Annotated in this window: 24 protein-coding genes; 2 read left to right on the top strand and 22 right to left on the bottom strand. The window is 52.0% G+C overall.

Going from position 1 to position 23,084, the window contains the following annotated elements; translation table 11 throughout:
- Positions 1-73: 73 nt before the first annotated feature.
- Positions 74-1,462 (bottom strand): MATE family efflux transporter, encoded by a 1,389-nt coding sequence (locus OCV69_RS07625; RefSeq protein WP_262563045.1) that lies wholly within the window; start codon positions 1,460-1,462, stop codon positions 74-76.
- Positions 1,463-1,836: 374 nt separating this feature from the next.
- Here OCV69_RS07625 and OCV69_RS07620 point away from each other — a divergent pair, with 374 nt between their 5' ends.
- Both OCV69_RS07620 and OCV69_RS07615 read left to right on the top strand, forming a co-directional pair.
- Entirely contained in the window at positions 1,837-2,352 is a 516-nt protein-coding gene (locus OCV69_RS07620; protein WP_158358472.1) for a CarD family transcriptional regulator, read from the top strand.
- A 29-nt stretch (positions 2,353-2,381) separates the two neighbouring features.
- On the top strand, positions 2,382-2,621 hold the full coding sequence (locus OCV69_RS07615) for a hypothetical protein (RefSeq protein ID WP_158358473.1): 240 nt from the start codon (positions 2,382-2,384) through the stop codon (positions 2,619-2,621).
- Positions 2,622-3,074: 453 nt separating this feature from the next.
- On the opposite strand, the gene OCV69_RS07610 is transcribed toward OCV69_RS07615, so the two are convergent.
- The 21 genes from OCV69_RS07610 to OCV69_RS07510 form a co-directional block, all read right to left on the bottom strand.
- Positions 3,075-4,673 (bottom strand): ABC transporter substrate-binding protein, encoded by a 1,599-nt coding sequence (locus OCV69_RS07610; protein ID WP_262563044.1) that lies wholly within the window; start codon positions 4,671-4,673, stop codon positions 3,075-3,077.
- 184 nt (positions 4,674-4,857) lie between these two features.
- Positions 4,858-5,109, bottom strand: coding sequence for a TIGR03905 family TSCPD domain-containing protein (locus OCV69_RS07605; RefSeq protein WP_158358475.1), 252 nt, complete (start codon positions 5,107-5,109; stop codon positions 4,858-4,860).
- Between the two features lie 18 nt (positions 5,110-5,127).
- Positions 5,128-6,852: an ABC transporter ATP-binding protein gene (locus OCV69_RS07600; protein WP_158358476.1), complete on the bottom strand. Its 1,725-nt coding sequence runs from the start codon at positions 6,850-6,852 to the stop codon at positions 5,128-5,130.
- Complete coding sequence (locus OCV69_RS07595) at positions 6,849-8,510, bottom strand: ABC transporter ATP-binding protein (protein ID WP_158358477.1); 1,662 nt, start codon at positions 8,508-8,510, stop codon at positions 6,849-6,851. The genes OCV69_RS07600 and OCV69_RS07595 overlap by 4 nt, the downstream gene beginning before the upstream one ends.
- A gap of 130 nt (positions 8,511-8,640) precedes the next feature.
- Positions 8,641-10,197, bottom strand: a complete 1,557-nt coding sequence (locus tag OCV69_RS07590; RefSeq protein ID WP_158358478.1) for a GHKL domain-containing protein — start codon at positions 10,195-10,197, stop codon at positions 8,641-8,643.
- Positions 10,187-10,951: a LytR/AlgR family response regulator transcription factor gene (locus tag OCV69_RS07585; protein ID WP_158358479.1), complete on the bottom strand. Its 765-nt coding sequence runs from the start codon at positions 10,949-10,951 to the stop codon at positions 10,187-10,189. Before OCV69_RS07585 ends, OCV69_RS07590 begins: the two co-directional genes overlap by 11 nt.
- Before the next feature lie 233 nt (positions 10,952-11,184).
- Complete coding sequence (locus OCV69_RS07580) at positions 11,185-11,643, bottom strand: SpoVA/SpoVAEb family sporulation membrane protein (RefSeq protein ID WP_158358480.1); 459 nt, start codon at positions 11,641-11,643, stop codon at positions 11,185-11,187.
- On the bottom strand, positions 11,643-12,068 hold the full coding sequence (locus tag OCV69_RS07575) for a stage V sporulation protein AB (protein WP_158358481.1): 426 nt from the start codon (positions 12,066-12,068) through the stop codon (positions 11,643-11,645). Before OCV69_RS07575 ends, OCV69_RS07580 begins: the two co-directional genes overlap by 1 nt.
- Positions 12,058-12,687 (bottom strand): stage V sporulation protein AA, encoded by a 630-nt coding sequence (locus tag OCV69_RS07570; RefSeq protein ID WP_158358482.1) that lies wholly within the window; start codon positions 12,685-12,687, stop codon positions 12,058-12,060. The genes OCV69_RS07575 and OCV69_RS07570 overlap by 11 nt, the downstream gene beginning before the upstream one ends.
- The gene (locus OCV69_RS07565) at positions 12,684-12,836 is read right to left on the bottom strand and encodes a hypothetical protein (RefSeq protein ID WP_022273750.1); all 153 of its coding nucleotides are present in this window, start codon (positions 12,834-12,836) and stop codon (positions 12,684-12,686) included. Before OCV69_RS07565 ends, OCV69_RS07570 begins: the two co-directional genes overlap by 4 nt.
- 50 nt (positions 12,837-12,886) lie before the next feature.
- The gene (locus OCV69_RS07560; RefSeq protein ID WP_158358483.1) at positions 12,887-13,606 is read right to left on the bottom strand and encodes a SigB/SigF/SigG family RNA polymerase sigma factor; all 720 of its coding nucleotides are present in this window, start codon (positions 13,604-13,606) and stop codon (positions 12,887-12,889) included.
- A 5-nt stretch (positions 13,607-13,611) separates the two neighbouring features.
- Positions 13,612-14,037, bottom strand: coding sequence for an anti-sigma F factor (spoIIAB, locus tag OCV69_RS07555; protein WP_022273748.1), 426 nt, complete (start codon positions 14,035-14,037; stop codon positions 13,612-13,614).
- Complete coding sequence (locus tag OCV69_RS07550; RefSeq protein ID WP_158358484.1) at positions 14,034-14,393, bottom strand: STAS domain-containing protein; 360 nt, start codon at positions 14,391-14,393, stop codon at positions 14,034-14,036. Before OCV69_RS07550 ends, spoIIAB begins: the two co-directional genes overlap by 4 nt.
- An 84-nt stretch (positions 14,394-14,477) precedes the next feature.
- A complete protein-coding gene (locus tag OCV69_RS07545; RefSeq protein WP_158358485.1) occupies positions 14,478-15,782 on the bottom strand; it encodes a tetratricopeptide repeat protein in 1,305 nt (434 codons plus the stop codon).
- A gap of 3 nt (positions 15,783-15,785) precedes the next feature.
- Positions 15,786-15,926, bottom strand: a complete 141-nt coding sequence (locus OCV69_RS07540; RefSeq protein ID WP_022273745.1) for a hypothetical protein — start codon at positions 15,924-15,926, stop codon at positions 15,786-15,788.
- On the bottom strand, positions 15,913-17,238 hold the full coding sequence (locus OCV69_RS07535) for a bifunctional folylpolyglutamate synthase/dihydrofolate synthase (RefSeq protein WP_158358486.1): 1,326 nt from the start codon (positions 17,236-17,238) through the stop codon (positions 15,913-15,915). The genes OCV69_RS07540 and OCV69_RS07535 overlap by 14 nt, the downstream gene beginning before the upstream one ends.
- Positions 17,239-17,342: 104 nt before the next feature.
- Positions 17,343-19,994 (bottom strand): valine--tRNA ligase, encoded by a 2,652-nt coding sequence (locus OCV69_RS07530; RefSeq protein WP_022273743.1) that lies wholly within the window; start codon positions 19,992-19,994, stop codon positions 17,343-17,345.
- Positions 19,995-20,033: 39 nt separating this feature from the next.
- Positions 20,034-20,219 carry a DUF6472 family protein gene (locus OCV69_RS07525; RefSeq protein ID WP_022273742.1) on the bottom strand — a complete coding sequence of 62 codons (186 nt, stop codon included), beginning with the start codon at positions 20,217-20,219 and terminating at the stop codon, positions 20,034-20,036.
- Positions 20,212-20,727, bottom strand: coding sequence for a GNAT family N-acetyltransferase (locus OCV69_RS07520; RefSeq protein WP_158358487.1), 516 nt, complete (start codon positions 20,725-20,727; stop codon positions 20,212-20,214). Before OCV69_RS07520 ends, OCV69_RS07525 begins: the two co-directional genes overlap by 8 nt.
- Positions 20,728-21,042: 315 nt before the next feature.
- Positions 21,043-21,855 carry a hypothetical protein gene (locus OCV69_RS07515; RefSeq protein ID WP_158358488.1) on the bottom strand — a complete coding sequence of 271 codons (813 nt, stop codon included), beginning with the start codon at positions 21,853-21,855 and terminating at the stop codon, positions 21,043-21,045.
- A complete protein-coding gene (locus OCV69_RS07510; RefSeq protein ID WP_158358489.1) occupies positions 21,852-23,078 on the bottom strand; it encodes a DUF5716 family protein in 1,227 nt (408 codons plus the stop codon). The genes OCV69_RS07515 and OCV69_RS07510 overlap by 4 nt, the downstream gene beginning before the upstream one ends.
- Positions 23,079-23,084 lie beyond the last annotated feature (6 nt).

Genomic DNA, 23,084 nt, shown 5'->3' with positions numbered 1-23,084 from the left:
GTATTGCTGGGTCTGAGAGAAAAATCAATGGGTCTGAGCAAAGCTCAGACCCGGATCCCTTGGCGCGAAATAATCATTCGGTTTCTTTTCCCAGAGAACGCATAAAACGGGCTGTCATAGAAACGGCAACAATCATAGCAATAAAATCTGCTGCGGGAGCCGCAAACAAAACGCCCTCAACACCAAAGAACCGAGGAAGTATAAGCACCAAAGGCACAAAGCAAATAATATCTCTTGTAACAGATGAAATAACCGCATGAACTGGCTTTCCTACTGCTTGGAAGAAAATAGAAGTCATTTTAATCGTGCAAGTAAAGGTTACTAAAGACAGGAAAATGCGGAATGTTAATTCTGCAAAATGCCAGTAATCTGCTGGGTTAGGGATATTTGTAGGTTGTCCAAACATACCAACAATTAAATTGGGGGCAAACTCAAACAGCAAAGTAGATACAACCCCAATCACTATTGTTGCAGTAAGGACATAGCGATATATCAGTTTGACACGCGCATATTTTTTCGCACCATAGTTATAGCTGATAATTGGCTGACAGCCCAAAATGATACCAACAACAATGTTAATAACTACGGTAAATACTTTACTTTCGATACCGATAATCGCAATCGGAATATCAATGCCATACTGAGAGAGTGCGCCGTATTTTGCCAGCATCATGTTGCAGACCAACGAAATAATCACTATCGTCATCTGCGTAATAAAAGAAGATATACCCAATTTCAGCGCCGTAGAGAACACTCCAAATTTAGGGATAAAATGTTTCCATGTCAGATGAAAAGTCTTAGTGTGAAAGAAGTAGATAACACTAATCACAAAAGATACCGTTTGACCGATAACTGTTGCAAGAGCTGCGCCTTTCATTCCCCAGTGAAACCCAAAGATAAACACTGGGTCAAGAATAATGTTCACAATCGCACCGGTAAGCATAGAAGCCATTGACCATGTCGGGCTTCCGTCTGCCCGGACAACAGAGTTCATCATGTTCATCAACATGAAAATCGGAAAGAACAGCAGAATGATATTGAAATACTCAATCGCCATACCGATACTATTTTCAGACGCACCGAACAGCGTCAAAATCTGTGTTTTGAACGGGAAGAAAACCGCTAACAAAATGATGCTTGTAATCAGGGTAATGGTAATACCGCTACCGATACAAACGGGTGCATTTTTCGTGTCCTTTTTACCTTGACATATATTTAGGTATGCAGCACAACCATCTCCAAAGCACCACGCAAAAGCCTGTGCAATAATGAAAATCGGAAATACAACGCCGGTTGCGGCATTACCTAATGCACTCAATTCACTGTTGCCAATGAATATCTGGTCAACAATGTTGTAAAGTGCGCTGACCAGTAAAGATAAGATACAGGGGATTGAAAATTTCAGCATTAGCTTAGGAATTTTCTCCTCCCCCAGATAATTGATTTGTTGATTTGATTGCATTTGGGGAACCTCCATTTAGTGTGATTTTCTTGGAGTCTTTATCAGAGAAAAGCTACCTAAAAACTACGCACAAGCGACAGCAGACGCACCTTGAAAATCTGTCTGTACTAAACAAAAAAGCAGCGTAGAATCGACCAAAGATTCTACGCTGCTCGCTGCTTGGCTAAATTATTTTATCAGATAAAATCCTCAAAAGTCAACTTCAAAATAAAGTTCTAAAAAAATGATAATGGTATAGTAGCACTGCGCTTGTCATTTTGCACAAAAGGAACACGCAGAATTTTTGGGGAAAATCGCTTTTGAAAAATTGTGTCTGATTTTGGTATAATCATTATCAGCAAGTAATGTAATTTTAAGCAGAAGGGAGGAAGCTCATGCCCAGAAAAAATGACTATGTAAACTATGGCAATCAAGGTATCTGTAAAATTGAAGATATTCGTCCTATGAAATTTAGTTTTGATACCTGCGAACGGGAATATTACATTCTGAAACCTGTTCATCAAGAAAGTGCCTGTATCTTTGTACCTGCGGAAAACCAGAAATTGATTGAGCAAATGCGCCCTATTCTTTCGCCAGAGGATATAGACCAGACGATTTTAAGCGTCAAAAACCATACTATCTCTTGGACAAATGACAGAAAACAAAGGACAATCAAATTTCAAGATATTTTATCTCGGCGTGATGAATGTGAACTATTGCAGCTTGCAAGCTGCCTTTACTTAAAATCAAAGGATAATGCAAAAGGGCTTTGTTCCAGTGACGCACAAATACTGAAAAAAGTAGAGGCCATTATCGCACAAGAATTTTCATTTTCTCTCAATATCAGTGCCGGGGAAGTCGGTACATATATCCGCAAAAAATTAGATATGCCAGAAACAATCAAAGCATGACATATCTGTAAATATAGGAGGAAAATACAATGAAACGAATTAAAGCGGCGTGTCTGCTACAAACTATCCATTTCCAGTTAAAAGATGACCTCGGTCATGTTGCTGCGGTAAAAGCCGTAAAAGACGAACTGGAACACTACAAAGTACAACTTGAACGCAAGAACACAAAATTCCAGATTGTTGATGAAGCAGAGCAGCCCGATGGCTCTATCATCGTCCATATCAAAAAGCAATACAATAACCATAGCTGTAACGAATATATGAAATAAGAACAGTTAAATAAAACGCTCTGGCGGGTTGGTAGTTCCATCTTGCCAGAGCATTTTTTTCTTGAAATCGGACGGAATAGGGGGCTACTCATCTTTCAGTTTATAGTGTTACTTTACCGCACATGAGCATTCACCATTGGCACAAAGCAAACGGACACAGCGGGCAGAAATATCCCATTTTTCTGCCGCCTGTGTAACTGTTAAATATTTCATCTTCTTACCTCCTCGTTTGAGGGCTGTTTTTACAGATTTAGTATATCACGAATCGGAATAATTACAATTTAATTTGATTATTTTTCAATGTGATTTACCGATTTTGGAATACCCGCAAATCGCAAAATAAACTGGTATAAGGGAATAAAAAAAACAGCACAGAAAAGCCCTGGGGCCCTTCCACAAGGAGGACACCCCAAGGCTGGCTCTTTTCTGTGTCTGGCTGCATTGGGAAACTTCCTATTCCCAGCTCATTTTGTGATAATATGTAGATCCTGCTGCGTTGATGTTGAAGCCCTTCAGGCCCTTCTTATACGCACGGATATTGTTTCTTACGAACAGGGGAGCCTGCGGGCAAAGCTCATTGATCGCGTCGCTCAGCTCTGTGACTGCCTTCTCGTTCTCCTCCGGATCCAGGGTCGCCTGAACCTTCTCGATCAGGGCGTCGATCTCCGGATTGTTAAGCCTGGTCTTATTGGAGCCGTTGATGGACATGGAGTGGTAAACGCCCTGGGAAAATGCCAGAACAGAGGAGGCTGTGTAGTTTCCAATGGCTGCCTGGTAGTCTCCCGTTGCGGTCACATCCAGATATGTGGCCAGGTCCATGGACTCCAGGGTGGTCTCGATCCCCAGATTTTCCTTCAGACAGCTCTGGATCACCTGGCCCTGGCGGAGCTTCATATCGTCAGAGCAGATGATAGCGAAGCCGCAGTCAGCCGGATCCAGGCCGGAGGCTGCAAAATATTCCTTGGCCTTTTCCACATCGTAGGTCATGGCTCCCGTGTCGGTAACGCCGTTGAAGCAGCCGGGAAGCATGGAATCGCTGACGCTTCCGGTTCCCTGTAAGGATACCTGGATCACAGCCTCTTTATCGATGGCGGAGGCAATGGCTCTTCTGAAATCTGCATTATTAAAGGGAGCGATCTCATTGTTGACCATCATCCACTGATGGGTGGTTCCTGCCTCGTTGAACACTTCCAGATCCGGATCTTCCATAAGACGGGTAAGGTCTGTGGTCTCCACGTCTACCACCAGATCCACCTCTCCGGTCTCCAGGGCCATGGTACGAGAGGAGCCCTCCGGGATCACCTTCCAGATCACATGCTTGATGGGAGCTACGCCGCCCCAGTAATCCTCAAAGGCCTCGTATTCGATGCTCTCGCCCTTCTTCCATTCCACCAGCTTATATGGGCCGGTTCCGATGGGCTCTTTATTGAAGTCGTGGCCGCTCTCGATCAGATCTGCCGGAAGGACTGCGTTTCCATGGTGGCAGAGGTCATAAAGGAGGCCGGACTGAGGCCCGTCTGTGGTGATCTTGATGGTATAGTCATCCACGATATCTACTGTACCGGTGGACTGGCCGTACTGGGAAACCTGTGGGGATTCCTTACAGAGATCCAGGGATGCCTTCACGTCTCTGGCCTTCATTTCCTGTCCATTATGGAATTTCACGCCTTTTCTTAAATGGAACAGCCACTCCGTATCGCTTACGATTTCGTAGCTCTCGCACAGGGAGGGCTGGGGAGAAAGATCGTCTCCGGTGGAGAACAGGCGGTCATGGGTCATGGTATTCAGATAATCTCCCGCCGTTGCGTTATGCAGATGTGTGGTCATGCTGGGTGTTTCATTGGCTGTGGCGATGATCAGCGTATCCTTTGCAGCAGCGCTGCTGTCCTCGGTCTTTCCAGCTTCCTGGGACTCTCCGGCTTCGGTCTTCTCCGTCTCAGCGGAGGCGCTTTCACTTTCCTTGGGGGCAGGATTTCCGCAGCCTGTAAATAAACCTGCTGCCATTGTCAGTGCCAGAGCAGACGCAAGTCTGCGCATCTGTTTTTTCCTCATACTCGTTCTCCTTTTCTTTTTCATTTTTATTTGCATGCCGCGACACAATGCACTTTGTTATAATTTAAAAAATTTATACATTTTGAATTTTTTATTCAAATAATCATTCCTCACTCCATAAATATAGCAAATATCAGCAAATAAATCAAGTAAATTCTTAAAATTTTTACATTTTTAACAAAAGCTATACCTGAAGTGTCTTTTCCAGCGCCAGGGCAAACTGATGCGGACAAGAGTTATTATTATGGCAGTCGATCCCCTTACATAAACGGATCAGTTCCTCTGGAGCCCGTCCATCGGCCAGTCTGGCGATCCCCTGGACATTTCCTTTACAGCCGCCGTGAAACTGTACATGGTACACCCGCCCGTCTTCCAGATCAAATTCGATTTTACTGGCGCATACGCCTTCAGTTTTATAAACGATATGTTTTTTCATTGTGATTTTTCCTCCTATTTAACAATTCCCGGCCTGCTGCCGGTCATACAGCCTCCTGTATGTTCCACAGGTTTCATACAGGGTGTCGTGATCTCCCTCCCCGCAGACAGTCCCCCGGTCCAGAACAACGATATGTCCAGCCTGTCGGGCTGCGTTCATATCATGGGTGACGATGACGCAGGACCGGCACTTCCTCTGGTCCCGGATATGGTCCTGGACCTCTGACGCATGGACAGGATCCAGATGGCAGACAGCCTCATCCAACAAAAGCACCTCGGGATCCTGGGCCAGCGCTCTTGTGAGTGCAAGCCTCTGCCGCTCCCCAGCAGAAAAACGTTTTCCCATTTCTCCTGTCTCCGACTGGAATTTCTTTGGAAGCTGGCAGATGAATCCGTAGGAGCAGGCCTGTCTGGCAGCCGCTTCTATCTGCCCTTCAGAGGGCGACTGGCGGGAGCCATAGACCAGATTACTTAAAAGGGAGCCGGACAGAAGGGGCGAATTCTGGGAGACCATCCGGAACCTGCTCCTCCAGTCCCTTAAGCGGAAATCCCCGATCTCCTTTTCCCCCAGTAAGATACAGCCTTCATCAGGAACAAAAAACCGCTCCAGCAGCTGAAGGACCGTGGTTTTCCCCGAGCCGCTGGGGCCCACGATGGCCGTGGTGGTTCCTGCCGGGACCGTAAACGTAGCACGGGATAAGACAGGCCTGTCCCCATAACGGAAAGAAACGTCCTGGAACCGGATATCCTGGCACAGCGTCTCCAGGGAGTCCCCCTTCTGTAAATCCTCGGCCGGTTCCAGAAGAAGCTGTCCAGCCCGCATACTGGCCCCCTGGGTCTCCTTCAGCGTCTGGTATGCGAAAATATACTGGATCGCAAAGACCGGGAGCATTTCCAGATACATATAAATCGTAATAAATTCTCCGGATTCCAGTTCTCCCCGGCTGATCAGAAACCCTCCGTAGATCAGGAAAAGGGCCTTTAAGAAGGCTTCACTGGTATAGATAAACGGCTGGGAAAAAAGGTTTACCCTGGCCTGATACAGGTCTGCCTCATACTGCCGCCGGGCGGCCTCCCGTCCTTTTTCTAATTCTGTAAGCTCCTCCCCATGGATCCTGATACCCCTAATATTGGAAAGCCGCTCCGCAATGACGGCTGTAAAATCAGAAAACCGCTCCTGGGTACGGCAGCTGGCTCTGAAAGCAAAACGTCCCGTCACAACGGATACCAGGATCAGCCAGGGAACGACCACAGCTATGGAGGCCACCATCCGTGGACTCATACGGTATACGTTTTTCAGCATAAGGAAAATCGTCCAGGTATTGGTGAGCACGCCAATGCAGCTGGAGATCCCATAGCTGATTCCGGAGGTATCCTGGGTGATACGGCTGATCAGGGAAGAAGGCTTATACGTCTGATATATGGTCATGGGAAGATATAAAAAATGTTCCCATATTTTTTTCCGAAGGACCCGGTCTGTATGAAGGCTGATCCAGGAGCCGAATACCGTGGAAAAAAAGGCAAGCAGCATGGAGAAAACCGTGATCCCCACATAATCCGCCAGCAGTCCCTTATCAAAAATCTCTCCCTGCATGATGGCTCCGGTCATCTGTGGAAGACGGACTGTGACCATGGAAATGAGAAGGCTAAAAATAAAGTCGGCCAGATACCAGATCCATGGGATCCCGCAGGCAGACAAAAGATGGGCCAATGGCTTCCAGGACTGATCATTTTTTCGTTTCATAGTAAACTCCTTTCTGGAACAGACGGACCGGATTCCTGTCCTTTCAGTACGATGATCTGATCGGCGTCTTTAACGGCAGACCTTCTGTGGGCGATGACCAGGGTGGTCCGCCCTTTTCTAAGACGGGCCAGGGCCAGTTCTACCATATATTCTGATTCCGGATCAAGATTTGCAGTCACCTCATCCAGGAGCAGGATCCTGGGATTTTGAAGAAAGAGCCTGGCAAGGGAAAGCCTCTGTCGCTGGCCGCCGGAAAGCCCGCTGCCATTTTCGCCCAGCCGTGTCATAAGGCCATGGGGCATGGCGCTGATAAACTCCTCACAGCAGGAGTCCTGTATGGCCCGGCAGAGTTCCTGGTCTGTAACAGGCCTGTGGACACCGTAAAGGATATTTTCCCGGATCGTCCCAGAAAAAAGGAAGGGAGCCTGGGGAGCGTAACCGATCATACGCCTCCATTCCTCCAGAGGAAAAGAAGAAATATCCCTGCCGCCGATCCGGATCATTCCCCGGTCCGGGGTATAAAAGCGTTCCAGAAGCTGGAAAACGGTGGTTTTTCCAGCCCCGCTGGACCCAATGAGCGCCGTCATTTTTCCCTCTGCGGCTGTAAAGGTAAGATGTTCCAGGACCGGCTTCTCTCCATAGGAAAACGTCACGTCCCGGAAGCTTATATCTCCCTGGACAAAGCCTGAATCAGCGGGAGAGCCAGAGGTTTCTGTGGCTTCCTCCATAAGCTCCGTAATCCGGCGGACGGCTCCCTGGGCAGACTTGACCGTAGTCCATATACTCATGATTCTGGAAAAAGAGTTCAGAAGATTCTGGGAGTATAGGTAAAATGCCACCCATACGTCAATGGTGATCTCTTTACGGGAGATCATCCACAATCCCAGTCCGATCATGGCGACCGTATGGATCAGGGAAGCGAGGTTTTTCAGCTGGAGCAGGAGCGTATTGATCAGAGATCTGAAAAAATCCGCCTGGAACAGCTGGCTGATCCAGCCTGATCCCCGTTTTGTCTCCCATTCTTCTGCACAAAAGCCTTTTACAAGAGCCGGACTGGACAGGATCTCAGACAGGTGGCCCGTAAGCCCTGCGATCTTTTCCTGGATCTTCTGGTTCCATGAAAACTGGATCCTTCCCTGCCAAACTCCAAGACCATACAGAAACGGTATCATAACGGCTTCCAGGGCGGCCAGCTTCCAGTGATAGGAAAACAGGATCCCAAAGGCTCCAAAAAACATATAAAGCGACGATAATACGTTTCCAGGAAGAGTGGCTGTCAGGTCGCTGAGCTTTGAAGTATCCTGGGTGATGCGGCTGATCAGATTCCCGGATGGCTGGCCGTCGAAAAAAGGGACCGGCAGCCGGAGGATCTGTCCCCATATCATTTCCCGGAAGCGTAACGTCACCTTCGCACTGGCAGCTGCCAGCACAAACTGGTTTACGGAAGTGACGAACGCCTGGCCAAGGACAACAGCGGCCACCATGAGGGCCATGGTCTGATTTATGTTTCCCTGCATGATCTTCTGGGTATATGAAGGAAACAGCAGATACAGCTGGCTGGCCGATATGGACAGCAGCGTATAGAGCAGGATATAAAAATATGGCAGTCTGGCCTGGTGCAGCAGGCGGAAAAATGGTTTCCAGATTGGTTGTTTCATAAGCGTTGTCTCCTTTCATCTGCCCGATCATAACACAAAAGGCCAGATCTTTGGGGGATCTGGCCCGAATGGTATAAGGGACGTCATGAAAAGGAAACTGCCGGCCGGGTTCAGGACAATTTCTGTATGTTCAGGACAAAGGGTGGTCCCATGATAATGTAAGGCTCTGGATAAACGTGTCTTCCAGCAGGCAGGAATTCAATGCGGCGTTGCGGTAGGCCTCTAAAAGTTCCTGGACGATGGCCAGGCCTCTTCCCCTCCCGTTTCCTTTGGTACTTTCTCCTGTATGGACTCCTCTCTGCATGGTCTGGCGGGTAACAGAATTTCTGATGGTATAGGAGCAGCCATAGGGCTTTCCTGTGATGCGGATCTCGATCATACCTCCAGGGACCAGAAGAGCTTCCTCAATGGCATTGTCCATCAGGATCCCAAGGATACGGGTCAGGTCGATGGGATCCATGCCCGCCTGCCACTCTTCGGGAAGGACCTGGACCATCATGGAAATGGATGCCTTCTGCTGTAAGGCCTGGGAGACCTTCAAAAAGAAAAATGCCCGCAGCGGCTCAGAGGGCAGCTGACAGATGGAGGAAAGCAGCTCGCTCTGGCGGATGGTGTCCTGGGCATAGGGATAGATCCTTTTCCAGAAAAAGTCCTTCATTTCCTGATTTTCACTTTCATTCACGAAATTTCCCATAGTAAAGAAAATATTTTTAATGTCGTGGCGGATATCCTGCATCGCCGAAAGGGTTCCTCTGAGATTCTGGTAATAGGAAGCGAGACCTTCTTTTTCCAGCTGGCTGAAGGACGCGTAATCTTTATAAAAGGCCACCCGGAACAGCAGCCGGAAAAACAGGAGCTGGATCGCCAGGAAAACCAGGCATAAGGCCGGAAATAAGAGAAACACCAGCATATTCTGGGAGGACATAATGGAAAAGGGCAGGAACATGGCTGTACAAAACGAAAGAATCAGAGCGGAGCATAGAAAATAGTAGGATTCTATGGCCGGATATTTTTTCCCGAGCTGATTCAGCCTTTCCATGGCATCCCCCAAACGATGGCGCAGAAGCCAGACAGCTCCTGCTCCCAAAAGCAGATACAGCCCTGTGACGGCGACAAGCGCCAGCGCATGGTTTCCAAAGGCTTTCTGGAAAAGGGGAACGGCAAAATGGATGGCCAGGAAAAATCCATAGGCGGAAACAGACAGGACCACAAACGAGAGATAGCAGAAAAACTGGTTCCCCCGGAGGCTGTGAAGGCTCAGTCTGACAGCTGTATGATATGTACAGAAGATCAGCCAGAACAGCCAGAGATGCCCCAGCAGGACGGAGGTGGAATTGAACAGCCTTGCCGGAAACAGAAAAGCAGCAAAAAGGAACAGGAGATCCTCCGTATGGAATGGGATCAGGTCCAGAAGCCGGATCTGGACGGTCAGAAGGAATGCAAGAGCCACAGAAAGGAATACTTCCGAATGGATGCTGACCTTCCAGACAAAAAAAAGCTGGAAGAACGGCATCAGGAATGCGGCTGAAAGCGCCAGCAGTCTGGATCGGAAACGTTTTACAAGAAAAAGGATCCCGCATAAAAAGACAAAATGCAGAGCAAAAATGCCCAGCTCTTCCAGGACGTCCGGCAGCATCCGGGAAAAGGGCATATGGGAACCCTTGCTTGAAAAGATATCAACAACCATCGGAAAACTCCTTTCTTCTGATGCAGTACCCTGCCATCAGCTTTCTCTTTCCAAAAGCACAGGAGACCGCTTCGCCATTGGAAAGACGGAGCATGCCGTTCTCCAGGGAAAGCACATGGGACTGGTTGACCAGTACGGAGCGGTGGCATCTGATAAAGCGGTCCCCCAGCAGCTCCTGTGCGTGATCCATGGTGTCCCGCACTGTGACCGCAGAGCCGTCGAGGGTATGGTAGCAGATGGAATGGGCAACGGTTTTCACAGAATCCACATAGCAGATATCGTCGATGGGCAGCCGCACTGTTTCGTCGATCCCTAACGGGATCTCGATTGAGGGCCTGCATCCTCTCTCCTCCTTCCGGGGCGAGGCAAGCGTCAGATAGCGGCTGAATTCACGGACCATTTTCTCATGATCCAGGGACTTTTCAATAAAGCCAAAGGCCTGTATGCCGCTTTTCAGGATCTCCATCCCCTTATCTGTATGGCTGGTCACAAATACGATCTTTCCCTGGGGATCGGTCTGGTAGATCTGCCGGACCAGATCGATCCCGTTCAGCTCCTGCCTGCCCAGATCAAAATCCAGGAAATAGAGATAGGTCCCCGGATTTTTCTGTATAAAGCCCAGCAGTTCCCTGCCCGAAGCGGTAAGGCAGGCGATCCTGGCATTCTGTCCACAGCTTTCTATGGATCGCTTTACCAGCTCGGAAATAGTATGGAGTGTAAAAGAATCATCATCACAGACAATCACAGGGAGCATAAAAAACCTCCTTCAGAATAACTGTTTTTATCGGGACCGGCTCCGCCGGACTCCGTTTATTATATCAGAAACCCTAAAAAAATCCTATCTGTTATCCCGAAATTTCTGTCTGATCCTATGTGATCCCTTACCTTTACCGTCTGCCGGTCTTTCCCCAAAACAAAAAAAGATACCGTAAAAGCAGCGCCGCAGCCGCCTTTGCAGTATCCTTTTTTCCAGCTTCCGTACCCGGATCAGTGCGGAAGGAGCCCCAGGGCCTCTCCCATCCAGTATACCAGTCCCAGGGCCCAGCTGGCAAAGATCCCATACAGGATCACCGGACCGGCGATGGTAAAGATCTTACAGCCGATACCAAACACATGGCCCTCGGACCGGTATTCGATGGCTGCGGCCGCCACAGAATTGGCAAAGCCTGTAATGGGCACCAGGGCTCCTGCGCCTGCGAATTTCACGATCCTCTGGTAAAGGCCAAGGCCCGTTAAGAGCACGCTGGCGGCAATAAGCGTTAAGGTGGTCCAGGCCGCGGCCGTCTCCTTCTCCATGCCCATGGTGCCGTAAAGGCCCAGACAGGCCTGTCCTATGGTGCAGACCGCCCCTCCCGCAAGAAATGCCCGCAGCATATTTTTTACAGTGCTGTGGACCGGGGTGATCTCCTTGACGTACGTTCCGTATTCTTTTTTCTCGATCTCCATCAGTTACCTCCAAATCCTCTGGAAAAATAGACCATGGCTCCTACGAATTTCCCGGCGGCAATGGAAAGGATCAGATACTGGATCCCCACCGCAAGCCCCAGACGCCGTCCCAGCACTGGAAGCGCCTTTAAGGTCTCTGCCAGGGACATCACCAGGCACCCCACGAACACTCCCAGGGCCAGTCCCCACAGGGCCAGGAATGCAGTTCCCGCTCCTGCCAGGGGCAGATGGAACAGATCCATAAGGTTCCCGGCCGTTCCCCCCAGGATCAGCAGGGTCTCGTAAAGGATCATATGGCATCTTGTGTGTGTCACTCCGATGAGCCGAGGAAACACGCCGATGATGGCAAGAAAGGCAAAGATCCCTGCGGCGATGACGCCTCCGGAGCTGAGTCCGATGAAGCAGAGAGCCAGCTTACCGTACATCGGTCTGCGCCTCCTTCCTTCCGGCATTCTGGATCAGGGCCTTATCCAGGTTCTCCTCATAAAGCCGCATCTCCACTTCAATGGGAGTCGGGTCCACGGTGATCTTCCAGGAAGCAAAATGGTTGAAAAACACCAGGATCCCCAGGGAAAGCCCCACTGAATACGAGATCTCCAGAACCGTGATCCCCTGGGGCTCTGCCCCCATGATGAGCCGGTAAAGATTCCCGAACACGTCGGTGACATTGGCGTCGTTATTGAAGGTCATGATGGCAAAGGCCGCTCCACAGAAGGAGACCGCCGATACAAAGGCCGTTTTCATCCACTGGAGGGCTGCTCTTCGCTTTATCTGTGGATTATATGAAACGATAAAATCCGTTTCCCCGACGCTGTTTATCTGGATGGAGGAGCCAGTCCCTTCCAGCTCCTCCAGAAGATCCATGACGCTCCCCACATAAGAGGCCTCCCGGTCCCGCTCCTTAAAGGATGTGACCTTAAGGGCCTTGATCCTGGCCTCCGCCGCCTTATTCCGGCAGTGGACCTGGGCGATATCCTTTACCCTTACCTCCGGCTCATGCACCTCTGTGCTCTGGGATATCTTTATATAGACCGTATCGCTCAAAGCTCCACCAGCTTCCCGTCCTCGTGGAAGACCAGGGTCCCCTCCGGTCCCTCCTCTGCTCCCTGCATGCCGCAGATCATATACCAGACCATAAATACAATGACAGCAAAAAACATTGCCGATGCAAAAATCTGAAGTCCGTGTTTCATTGGTCTCTCCTTCTTTCCTTTTATCCCTAGTATGCACAGACTCTGTTTTATTATTCCAGCATCCGCTCCCTTAGCTGCCTCAGGATCTTTTTTTCCAGTCTTGAGACCTGGACCTGGGAGATACCCAGCTCCGATGCAATGACGGTCTGTGTCTTATTCTCAAAATACCGTTTTAAGATGATCTGCTGCTCCTGCTCTCCCAGGTCCTTTAAAAGCGCCGTTAAGACCATGCGGTTTAAGACCCGGTCATTCTCTGAATTTTTTTCTGCGATCCGGTCCATGAGACAGCCGCCGTTTTCACCATCCCGGCCCACAGGGCGGTAAATGGACTCCACCTCCGCCCCCGCCTCCAGGGATGCGGCCACCTCCTCGCGGCTGGCTCCCACCTCCCTTGCCAGCTCCTCGATGGTGGGCTCCCGGCCCAGGGAAAACTCCAGCCGTTCCCTGGCGGCCCCGGTCTTTGCGGCCAGCTCCTTTAAGGGACGGCTCACCTTGATCATGCCGTCGTCCCGGAGAAACCTCCGGATCTCTCCAGTGATCATGGGGACCGCATAGGTGGAAAGCTTCACATCCATGGACAGATCGAACTTGTCGATGGCCTTCATAAGCCCGATGCTCCCGATCTGGAACAGGTCCTCCAGATCATAGCCGCGGCCCGCAAACCGCCGGACGATGCTCCAGATCAGTCCCATGTTCTCTGTAACCAGCGCATCCCTGGCTTCTTTATCTCCCTGGTGTGCCCGTCTGATGTACTCCATGGTGTCTGTCATCTGCGTCACCTGCCGATTTTCTTTCTCATGGTCACTGTGGTGCCGGAGCCTGGGGCGGACACCACCTCCACCTGATCCATAAAGGCCTCCATAAATGAAAAGCCCATGCCGGACCGCTCCCCGTCCGGCGCTGTGGTGTACATGGGCTCCATGGCCTTTGCCACATCCCGGATCCCCACGCCCTCATCCTGGACCAGCACCGTCAGAACGTCCTCCTCCACCGACACCTCCAGGGTAATGGTACCCTCTCCTCCCTGGTAGCCGTGGATCACCGCATTGGTCACTGCCTCAGACACCGCTGTCTTCACATCCTCGATCTCCTCCAGGGTCGGGTTCATGCGGCTTAAAAACACCGCCACCGCCACCCGGGCGAACTCCTCATTTTCTGATACACTGTCCATTTTTATGGTTACGACTTCTCTCTTTTTCATGGCTTCTCCACCCCCTGGCCGCCAAACGCCGCCTCTTCTGAATCATACATCTCCATCAGCGCCGGGATCCCGGCGATCTTTAACACCCGAAGTACCTGGGGACCTGCTCCGTAAAGACAGGTCTTCCCGCCGCTGGCCTTCATCTCCTTGTACCGGTTCAGCAGGATGCCGATACCGGAGCTGTCCATGAACTCCGTCCCTGTAAAATCAAACAGGATCCTGGAAATATAATTTTCTGCCATGAGCAGATCCGTCTCATATTTCAGGTTCCGGCAGTTGTGGTGGTCCAGCTCCCTGGGCAGATGGATCACCAGGGTCCGGCCCTTGGCCTCATAAATAAATGATGGTTCCATAATATGTCTCCTTTCCTATGACATAAAAAAAGACCCTGCAGCTTTTCTTCTGTAAGGTCTTTTTCATCAGGCATGCGCCTGTCTCCGCTAATATCCCCGCTCTGCCCTGGCCGATTCCGCCAGCGGTGAATCGGCAAAGTTCATGATCACCTGGCCGAACAGCTGGTCCGCCGTCTCCTCATCGCCTTTGGTCTTATAGATCATGGCCATGTTGAAGATGATCTGGGGATTCTTATCGTTGATCTCCATATATTTTTCGTAGTAGTGAAGGGCCGTGTCATAATCTCCGGCCGCTGTGCTCTGGGCTCCCAGGCTTTCTAAGACCGCTGGGGCGCTGGCATTCATTTCTGCCTGGAGCTCTCCCAGGACGCCGGCCATGCTCTCATCGGTGATCTTACTCTGGTCCAGGCCGATATAAAGCTGCACTGCCGTCTGGATGTCTCCCTTCCGCCAGGCGTTTAGGATCTGTACCATGGTCCCGTACTGGGACAGGGTGCTGTCTGAATCGCCCATGAGGCTGCTTAAGTTTTCCTCCGCCGCCTCCTTTTCCTGGCGGTACTGGTCTGCCTCCTTCTGGAGGCTGTCGGCCTTCTGGTTTGCCAGGTTCAGCTTATCGGCGTAGGCCCGCATCTCCTGGTTATGCTCATAATTCAGCGAACGCTCCCTGGCCGGCATCACCATAAACACCACCAGCACCGCCCCCAGGAACAGACCGATGGCAATGTTGATGATGGACTGCCAGCCAGTATTTTCCTTGTAGGTGGGCGGCAGGATCACGTCGTCGTCCTGCATCTCCCGGTGGGAAAAGGCGTTTTTCATCTTCCGCTTTTCCATATCGGCCTTTCCGGTCCTGGACTTCACGTATTCCATGTACCGCTGGGCCTTCTGGTTGGTCTTATCGATCTGTAAGACCTTAAAAAGGGACTTTCCCGCCTTTGTATGATCCCCGTGCTCCATATAAAGAAGGGCCAGGAGCAGATGGGCCTTTACAAAGTTGGGCTTTTCCTCCACGATCCGCTTCAGCTGCAGGACCGCCAGGTCGTCGCTGCCGCCCTGGGCATGGAACAGCGCCTGGTTATACTTTTTTATGGTCTGGCTGGCGATCTCCAGCTGGCCCGGCTTCCTCTGGACCTCGTCCAGATAATGGTCCGCCCGGTTATTCTCCGGCTGGAGATTGATGCTGATGACCCACTGGGTCAGCGCATCGGAGGTCTCCCCCATCTCATAAAAGATCAGTCCCAGAAGATTCCTGGCGTCCGTATGATATTTGTTGAACTGCAGCGCCCTCTTCAGGTACAGCGCGGCCCCGGAAAGATCTCTTTCCTTCGCCATTTCCAGGCCGCGGTTATAGTAGCTGTTGGCCGCAAACTGGATCTTCTGCAAATAGTCCATAGATTATTTTTCCTTTATCTCCTTCATGATCTCCATCATGATGTCTGCCATATCCGTCAGATCGCTTTTTATAATGGCGTCGCTGACTGCCTCCACTTCAAGGCTGGGCTTAAACCGCTGGATCTCTTCCTCAAAATCGATCATCGTTCTCCTCCATCCAGGCCGCTGCCGCCGTCCGGATCTCGCCAGCCAGATAAAGGGATCCTGCAATAAACGAAAGATCCCGGCCGGTCCGGTCCGCCAGCAGTGCCTCAAAGGCTTTTTTCGTAGTTTCAAAGCAGCGGATCCTGGCTGTTTCCGGCATCCGCTCCCTGGCGGCCTGGAAAAGCCCGTCCACGGAAAGGGCCCTGGAGGTATCCGCCGCCGTCAGATAACATTCATCCGGCTGAAGGCTCCGGCCGATCTCTTCCAGCATCCGTCCGTACTCCTTGTCCGCTGCCACGGCAAATAAAAGCCTGGTGGTCTCCGGTCTCCGTTCCCGCTTTAAAAGACAGGCCGCCTCCAGAAAGGCCCGGATCCCGTCCTCATTATGGGCGCCGTCCAGATAGACCCCGGGAAGCAGGCGTTCCATCCTGGCCGGCCATCTGGCGCTCCTTAAGCCCCGGCGCACGGCTTCTGCCGGGATCCCAAGACCAGACACAGAAAGGGCCGTCACCGCCAGGGCTGCGTTCTCTGCCTGGTAGGGGGCCGGAAAGCCCACGGTAAATTCCTCTGTCTTTCCCAGGTAATCCCACTGGAAGACCAGCGTTTCCCCCTCCAGGCGGAAGGGGACGCATCCCACCGGGAACGCCGGACTCCCTTTCTTTTCTGCCGTTTCAAGGATCACAGCCTCCGCCTCCGGACAGGAATCGTCATAGACGGCCGGACAGCCGGGCTTTATGATCCCCGCCTTATGTACTGCGATCTCACCGGCCGTATGGCCCAGAAAGGCCGTATGGTCGATGCTCACAGACGTGATCACAGAGACCAAGGGGCGTTCCACCACATTTGTCACATCGTAAAGGCCTCCCATACCGGTCTCCAGCACCAGGACCTCCGTCCCGGCTCTGGAAAACAGCACCATCCCCATATAAAAAAGAAACTCAAAATAAGTGGGATGCGGCTTCCCCTGGGCGGTCCACTGGCCGGCGGCCCCGTACACGGTCTCAAAGGCCTGGTCAAAAGCCTCCCGTGAGACCATCTCCCCCTGGATCAGAAACCGTTCCCGGATATCCGAAAGATGGGGCGAGGTAAAGGCTCCGCAGCAAAGCCCGGCCTCTTTTAAGGCCGAGGACAGAAAGGCGCACACAGAGCCCTTTCCGTTGGTCCCGGCCACATGGAAGATTTTCATTCCCCTGTCCGGGCTTCCAAGAAGCTCCAGAAATGCCCTCACATCCTCCATCCCGCTCTTTTTTTTCGCAAAGGACGGGATCCGTTCCAGGTACTGTTCTGCCGTTTCTTTCTGTTTCCTTTTCATACCGCCTGTACCTCCCATCATACTAGAAATCCAGACAGCCTGCAAGCAGAACCCATCGTTCTGTTTCGACAGCCTGCGGCAGTCTGGTGATCTCTGGAATTTTTTTATTTTACAAGCTGGCCCAGACGCTCCTTTACCTGGTCCATCATCTGGGTATATTTGGAAAGCTTAGCCTTCTCCTCATCGATCTTGGCCTGGGGCGCTCTGGAAACGAATTTCTCGTTATTTAACATTCCGTTTACCCGGGCAAGCTCCTTTGCCAGGCGCTCCTCTTCTTTTTTCAGACGCTCTACTTCCTTCTCGATGTCCACCAGCTCTGCAAACGGCATATAAATGGCCGCCTGGGGAGCTACTGCGGATACGGCGTCCTCAGCAATGCCGTTCTTATCTGCCTGGATCGCTACCTCGCTGGCATAACCCAGGGTCCCGAAGAATACCTTACTGTGCTCAAAGATCTCCCGTACCTCCTGGTCCTCAGAAACCACGAATACCTTGGCCTTTTTGCTGGGCGGAACGTTCATGGAGGTACGCACGTTCCGGATCGCCCTCACGGCTCCCTTGATGATCTCCACGGCATGCTCCTCGGGACCAAAGTTCCTTTCCTCCTTGTAGACCGGCCAGGAAGAGATCATGATGGACGGCTCCTCCTCCTGCAGGTTGCAGAAGATCTCCTCTGTAATAAAGGGCATGAACGGGTGCAGGAGCTTTAAGGAATCCATGAGCACCGTCCGTAAGGTCCAGATGGCCGCAGCCTTGGTGGTATCGTTATCATCCCAGAGACGTGGCTTCACCATCTCGATGTACCAGTCGCAGAATTCCTCCCAGATAAAGTCATAGACCTTCTGGAGGGCGATGCCCAGCTCGAACTTATCCATGTTTTCAGTGACTTCCTTCACCAGGCTGTTGGCCTTGGAAAGGATCCACTTATCGGCCATGGTCAGATCCGCCGGCTGTGCGTCCAGGACCGGAGCCTTTTCAATATTCATCATAATGAAGCGGCTGGCGTTCCATACCTTATTGGCAAAGTTTCTGCTGGCCTCCACCCGCTCCCAGTAGAAGCGCATGTCGTTGCCCGGCGCATTTCCGGTCATTAAGGTCATCCGGAGGGCATCGGCGCCGTATTTGTCGATGACCTCTAAGGGATCGATGCCGTTTCCTAAGGACTTGCTCATCTTCCGTCCCTGGGAATCCCGCACCAGTCCATGGATCAGCACTGTGTCAAAGGGACATTCTCCCGTCTGCTCCAGGCCGGAGAATACCATACGGATCACCCAGAAGAAGATGATGTCGTAGCCGGTCACCAGAACGTTTGTGGGATAGAAGTACTCCATCTCCTCTGTCTTTTCCGGCCAGCCTAAGGTAGAGAAGGGCCAGAGAGCAGAGGAGAACCAGGTATCCAGGGTATCCTCATCCTGCTTTAAGTGGGTGCAGCCGCATTTCGGGCATTTTTCCGGCATGGATTTCGCCACCACCATCTCGCCGCACTCCTGGCAGTAGTAGGCCGGGATCCGGTGTCCCCACCAGAGCTGCCTGGAGATGCACCAGTCGCGGATCCCCTCCAGCCAGTGGAGATACGTTTTTCCAAAGCTCTCCGGAACGAATTTCAGCTTTCCGGTCTTTAACGCCTCAATGGCCGGCTTTGCCATTTCGTCCATGCGCACGAACCACTGGGGCTTTACCATGGGCTCTACTGTGGTGCCGCAGCGGTCATGGGTCCCCACGTTATGGGAGTGGGGGACCACCTTCACCAGAAGGCCCTGCTCCTTCAGATCCTCCACCATGGCCTTTCTTGCCTCATAACGGTCCATGCCGAAATATTTTCCGGGAACGTTTATGGTGGCGTCGTCATTCATGATGCAGATCTCTTCCAGGTTATGGCGCTTTCCCACCTCAAAGTCGTTGGGATCATGGGCCGGTGTGATCTTCACACAGCCAGTCCCGAACTCCTTGTCCACGTATTCATCGGCCACCACCGGGATCTCCCGGTCCGTTAACGGCAGCTTTAACATCTTGCCGATCAGGTCCTTATATCTTTCATCCTCCGGGTTCACAGCCACAGCCGTATCTCCCAGCATGGTCTCCGGACGGGTGGTGGCGATCTCCACAAAGCGTCCTTCCTCGCCCACGATGGGGTAATTGATATGCCAGAAGAAGCCGTCCTGCTCCTCGTGGTTCACCTCCGCGTCGGAGATGGACGTCTTACATACGGGACACCAGTTGATGATCCTGGAGCCCTTATAGATATAGCCTTTTTCGTAAAGTCTTGTGAACACCTCTAATACCGCGTCCGAGCAGCCCTCGTCCATGGTGAACCGCTCCCGGTCCCAGTCGGCGGAGGAGCCCATTTTATGGAGCTGGCGGATGATGCGGCTGCCATACTCGTCCTTCCACTTCCAGGCCTCCTTTAAAAAGCCCTCCCGGCCCAGGTCGTTCTTGTCGATGCCTTCCTTTTTCAGCTTATCGATGACCTTGACCTCTGTGGCAATGGCCGCATGGTCCGTACCCGGCTGCCAGAGGGCCTCGTAGCCCTGCATCCTCTTATAGCGGATCAGGATGTCCTGCATGGTGTTGTCCAGGGCGTGGCCCATATGGAGCTGGCCTGTGATATTGGGCGGAGGCATTACGATGGTAAAGGGCTTCTTTCCTTCCCTCTTTCCTCTCTCTGCATCGGCATGGAAATATTTATTGTCCAGCCATTTCTGGTACAGACGGTCCTCAATGGCCGCCGGATTATAGGTCTTTTCCAGTTCTTTCATAACTGCTCCTCTCCTTTATGTTCCATCTCTTTTGTATCCCTACATCTGTTTTCTTACCACCCGGTACTCATCGCCGGGCTGGTAAAACGGGCAGGAAAAATCCGAGCCCCGCAGAAATGCGGACATCTCATCCTCATCCAGATCTGCCTCACAGACGTAATACTCATATTCCTCATCATAGGCGTAAAACGCGCAGCTTTCGCAGCCGCCCTGGGGCTTATTCATTGGAATACGCCTCCATTTCGTATGCGCCGTATACGGTTCCCTTATACTCCAGATGATCTGGTATGTGGGAAACGGTCTTAAAGCCTGCGGCCTCATAGCAGGCCTTTGCCTGGGTATTTTTATCAAACACCGCCAGGGACGCCTTTTTCATCCCCAGCACCTGGAATACATACCGCAGGATCTGGCCGGCAAATTCCTTTCCCAGGCCCTTTCCCCGGATCTCCGGGGCAGTCACGATAAATCCCACCCGGGCTTCGGCATCTTCATAATCCGCCTTCCTGACCAGGAAATGGCCCACAGGCGTTCCCTTTTCATCCAGGGCTGTCATCGGCCAGCCGTCGGTCTCCTGCAGACACCACCGGGCAAAATATCCGTCCAGCTCTTCGATGGTCAGGGGATATGAAAATTCCCCGCAGCTCCACATTAAAAAATCTTCCTCACCGGCGTTTTCCCACCATTCCAAAAGGTTCCAGGCGTCTCCCGGTTTATATGGCCTTAAACGAATCATAGAATTCTCCTTAAAAAGAAAACGCCCTCTGCAAATGCAAAGGGCGAAATACCGCGTTACCACCTTTATTCACCGCAGCTGCGGCGATCTTTCCGGTCCATAACGGAAACCACCCGGAAACGGCTGGACAGGCATTCGCCCCTCACCGCTTCAGCTCCAAAGCTACCTTCCGTACCTGCATTCCCGGCCTGTCTTTCAGCCTGCGGACAGTCCTCTCTGCTGGCGCCTGGTACGTACTCCTCTTCTTCCCAGCTTTTTCATATACCCAATAATATAGTGGAATCTTTTCTCCTTGTCAAGGGCCTTATGGTATTTTTACAGCATCTTCCTGTATTCCAGCTTCCACTGGTTCAGTACCTTTGCGGCTCCCTCCAGCCTTTTTTCCGGATCCCTGTCGAAAATTTCCTGGAGCCGTACCGCAGGTCCCGTCTGTCCGGCCCTGGCCAGAGCCTCGTTAAACTCCCGGTCCCAGCCCTCTGTATCCTGGGAAGCCAGAAGCTCCCGGCACCGGTCCTTCATGGAAAGCTCCGGATCCAGCTTTGTAAGGAAATACATCCCCTTCAGATACGCGGCCTCTGGCTTTTCATTCCAGGCGCAGACATAGGCGTCCATGGCCTTCTGGAAAGAGAACAGCTCCCCATAGCAGGCTCCCAGGTTGTTCCAGACCTTTCCCCTGAATTCATGGGATAAGCTCCTGCCTTCCCCATTGTCCAGGATCCGTTTGTACATGGAGGCCGACCGGCCGTAAAGCCCCAGGCTGTAAAAGTAATCGGCCCTTTTCTTTTCATATTCATGGGAGGACAGCTTCCTGAGGCCCGCCACCTTCTGCCGGTAGGCCGCCTGCTCTGCCTGGGTATAGAAAGCGCAGTCCTGGAGGATCAGGAACAGAAGCTCATCCGACGGCCCCCGGCTCTGGATCCACTTCTGGATCCGCTCCGCCAGGAACGGAAGCCTCAGCTCAGTCCGTAAAAATGCCGCCAGGCGCTCGTTCACAAAATCCTCCATCACCAGGAGAGGATGATGATAGATCACGTAATTCAGTTCCTGGGAGGAATACAGATGGACCCCCAGCTCCTCGACAAAATAGGGGGATGTCACCGGTTCCTGCCGGCACAGGATCAGGCTCATACTCTCACCTCCTGACGGATCTCAGCGTCTGTTTTCGGGAACAGCTCCCCAAAGCCCCGGTCCACGATCTTCACCACCATGGTCCTTTCATCCAGAAAGCCCACAGCGATCCGCACCCTGGTGGTCTTGGGAGGACGTTTGGGAAAGCCCTCCAGCGGGATCCGGACCAGCCTCTTCTGCTTGGGATTCTGGGGCGATGTGATGATCAGCTCGATCTCCTCCTGACCGTCCAGGATCACCTCCAGAACGCTCCTGGCCTCATACCAGCTCTCTCCGGCGGAGGCCAGGGCGATCTGGATCCGGCTGTCCCGCTTCATGACCTCCATAGCCACCGTGGATCTTAATTTTCCCTCACACAGACATACAAAGGGATAGGAGGATCTCTCCTCCAGATAGTCCCCGGCCTTTAAGGCCGCTCCCCGGGCAAAAAGGGATGGCTCCGCAAACACCCGTCTCCGGTGGCACACCTGCTTCATAAATTCTGGAGCCCAGTCAGTCCTTCCAAAGCCCTTTCCCGTTAAAAAAATTGAGGAATACAGCTTTTTCTGGAGAAGCCGTTCCCCGCAGGCACAGAGGATCTGATCGGCCATCCTGGCTCCGGAGGGCGAATCCAGCACATTAAGGCTGAAGCCCTCCTCCAGATCCTTGTGCTCCGCCCAGGCCGTCATCTGCCTCGGCCCCTGGACCACCTTCAGCTCATAATACCGCAGTGCCTCATCCGACAGGGAAAACATCCCCACCTGGCCGCCCCATACGTCCCGCTTCTGGCTCAGAACGTAGTAAACGAAGCACTCCGTATGGCTGGCAATGTGGACCAGATCCCTGGAGATCCCCAGAGCGTCTGCACAGCCCATAAGACAGTCCATCAGCTTCATTTCCATATTTTCCAGGGAGATCACCAGCTGGGCCACCGGCACACCCGGATATTCCGCCCGGATCATGGCCAGGATCCGTTCCATATACATCCTTAAAAGCTCTGCTCCCTGGTATTTCACCGACGAGATGGTGGCGGTCCCATCCTTTACAGCCAGGCTTAAGAGCTTGTCCACGATCACGCCCTCGCTCATCAGTGTATATTTATACGCTTCCTCGCCCACGTACCACCCGCCGTCTGTTTTTTTCCGGCAGATGACCGTGGGGATCACCCAGGTCTCATCCCGTCCGGCCACCGCCGCCTGGGTATAGGCATCGCACAGGTCGATTCCGATTATCAGTTTGTCCATTTCATT

The organism is Alitiscatomonas aceti (genome assembly GCF_025567195.1).
In the GTDB taxonomy this organism is placed as follows: domain Bacteria; phylum Bacillota; class Clostridia; order Lachnospirales; family Lachnospiraceae; genus Alitiscatomonas; species Alitiscatomonas aceti.
Note: the sequence above shows the minus strand (reverse complement) of the source record. Positions and strands in the feature narration are given on the sequence as shown.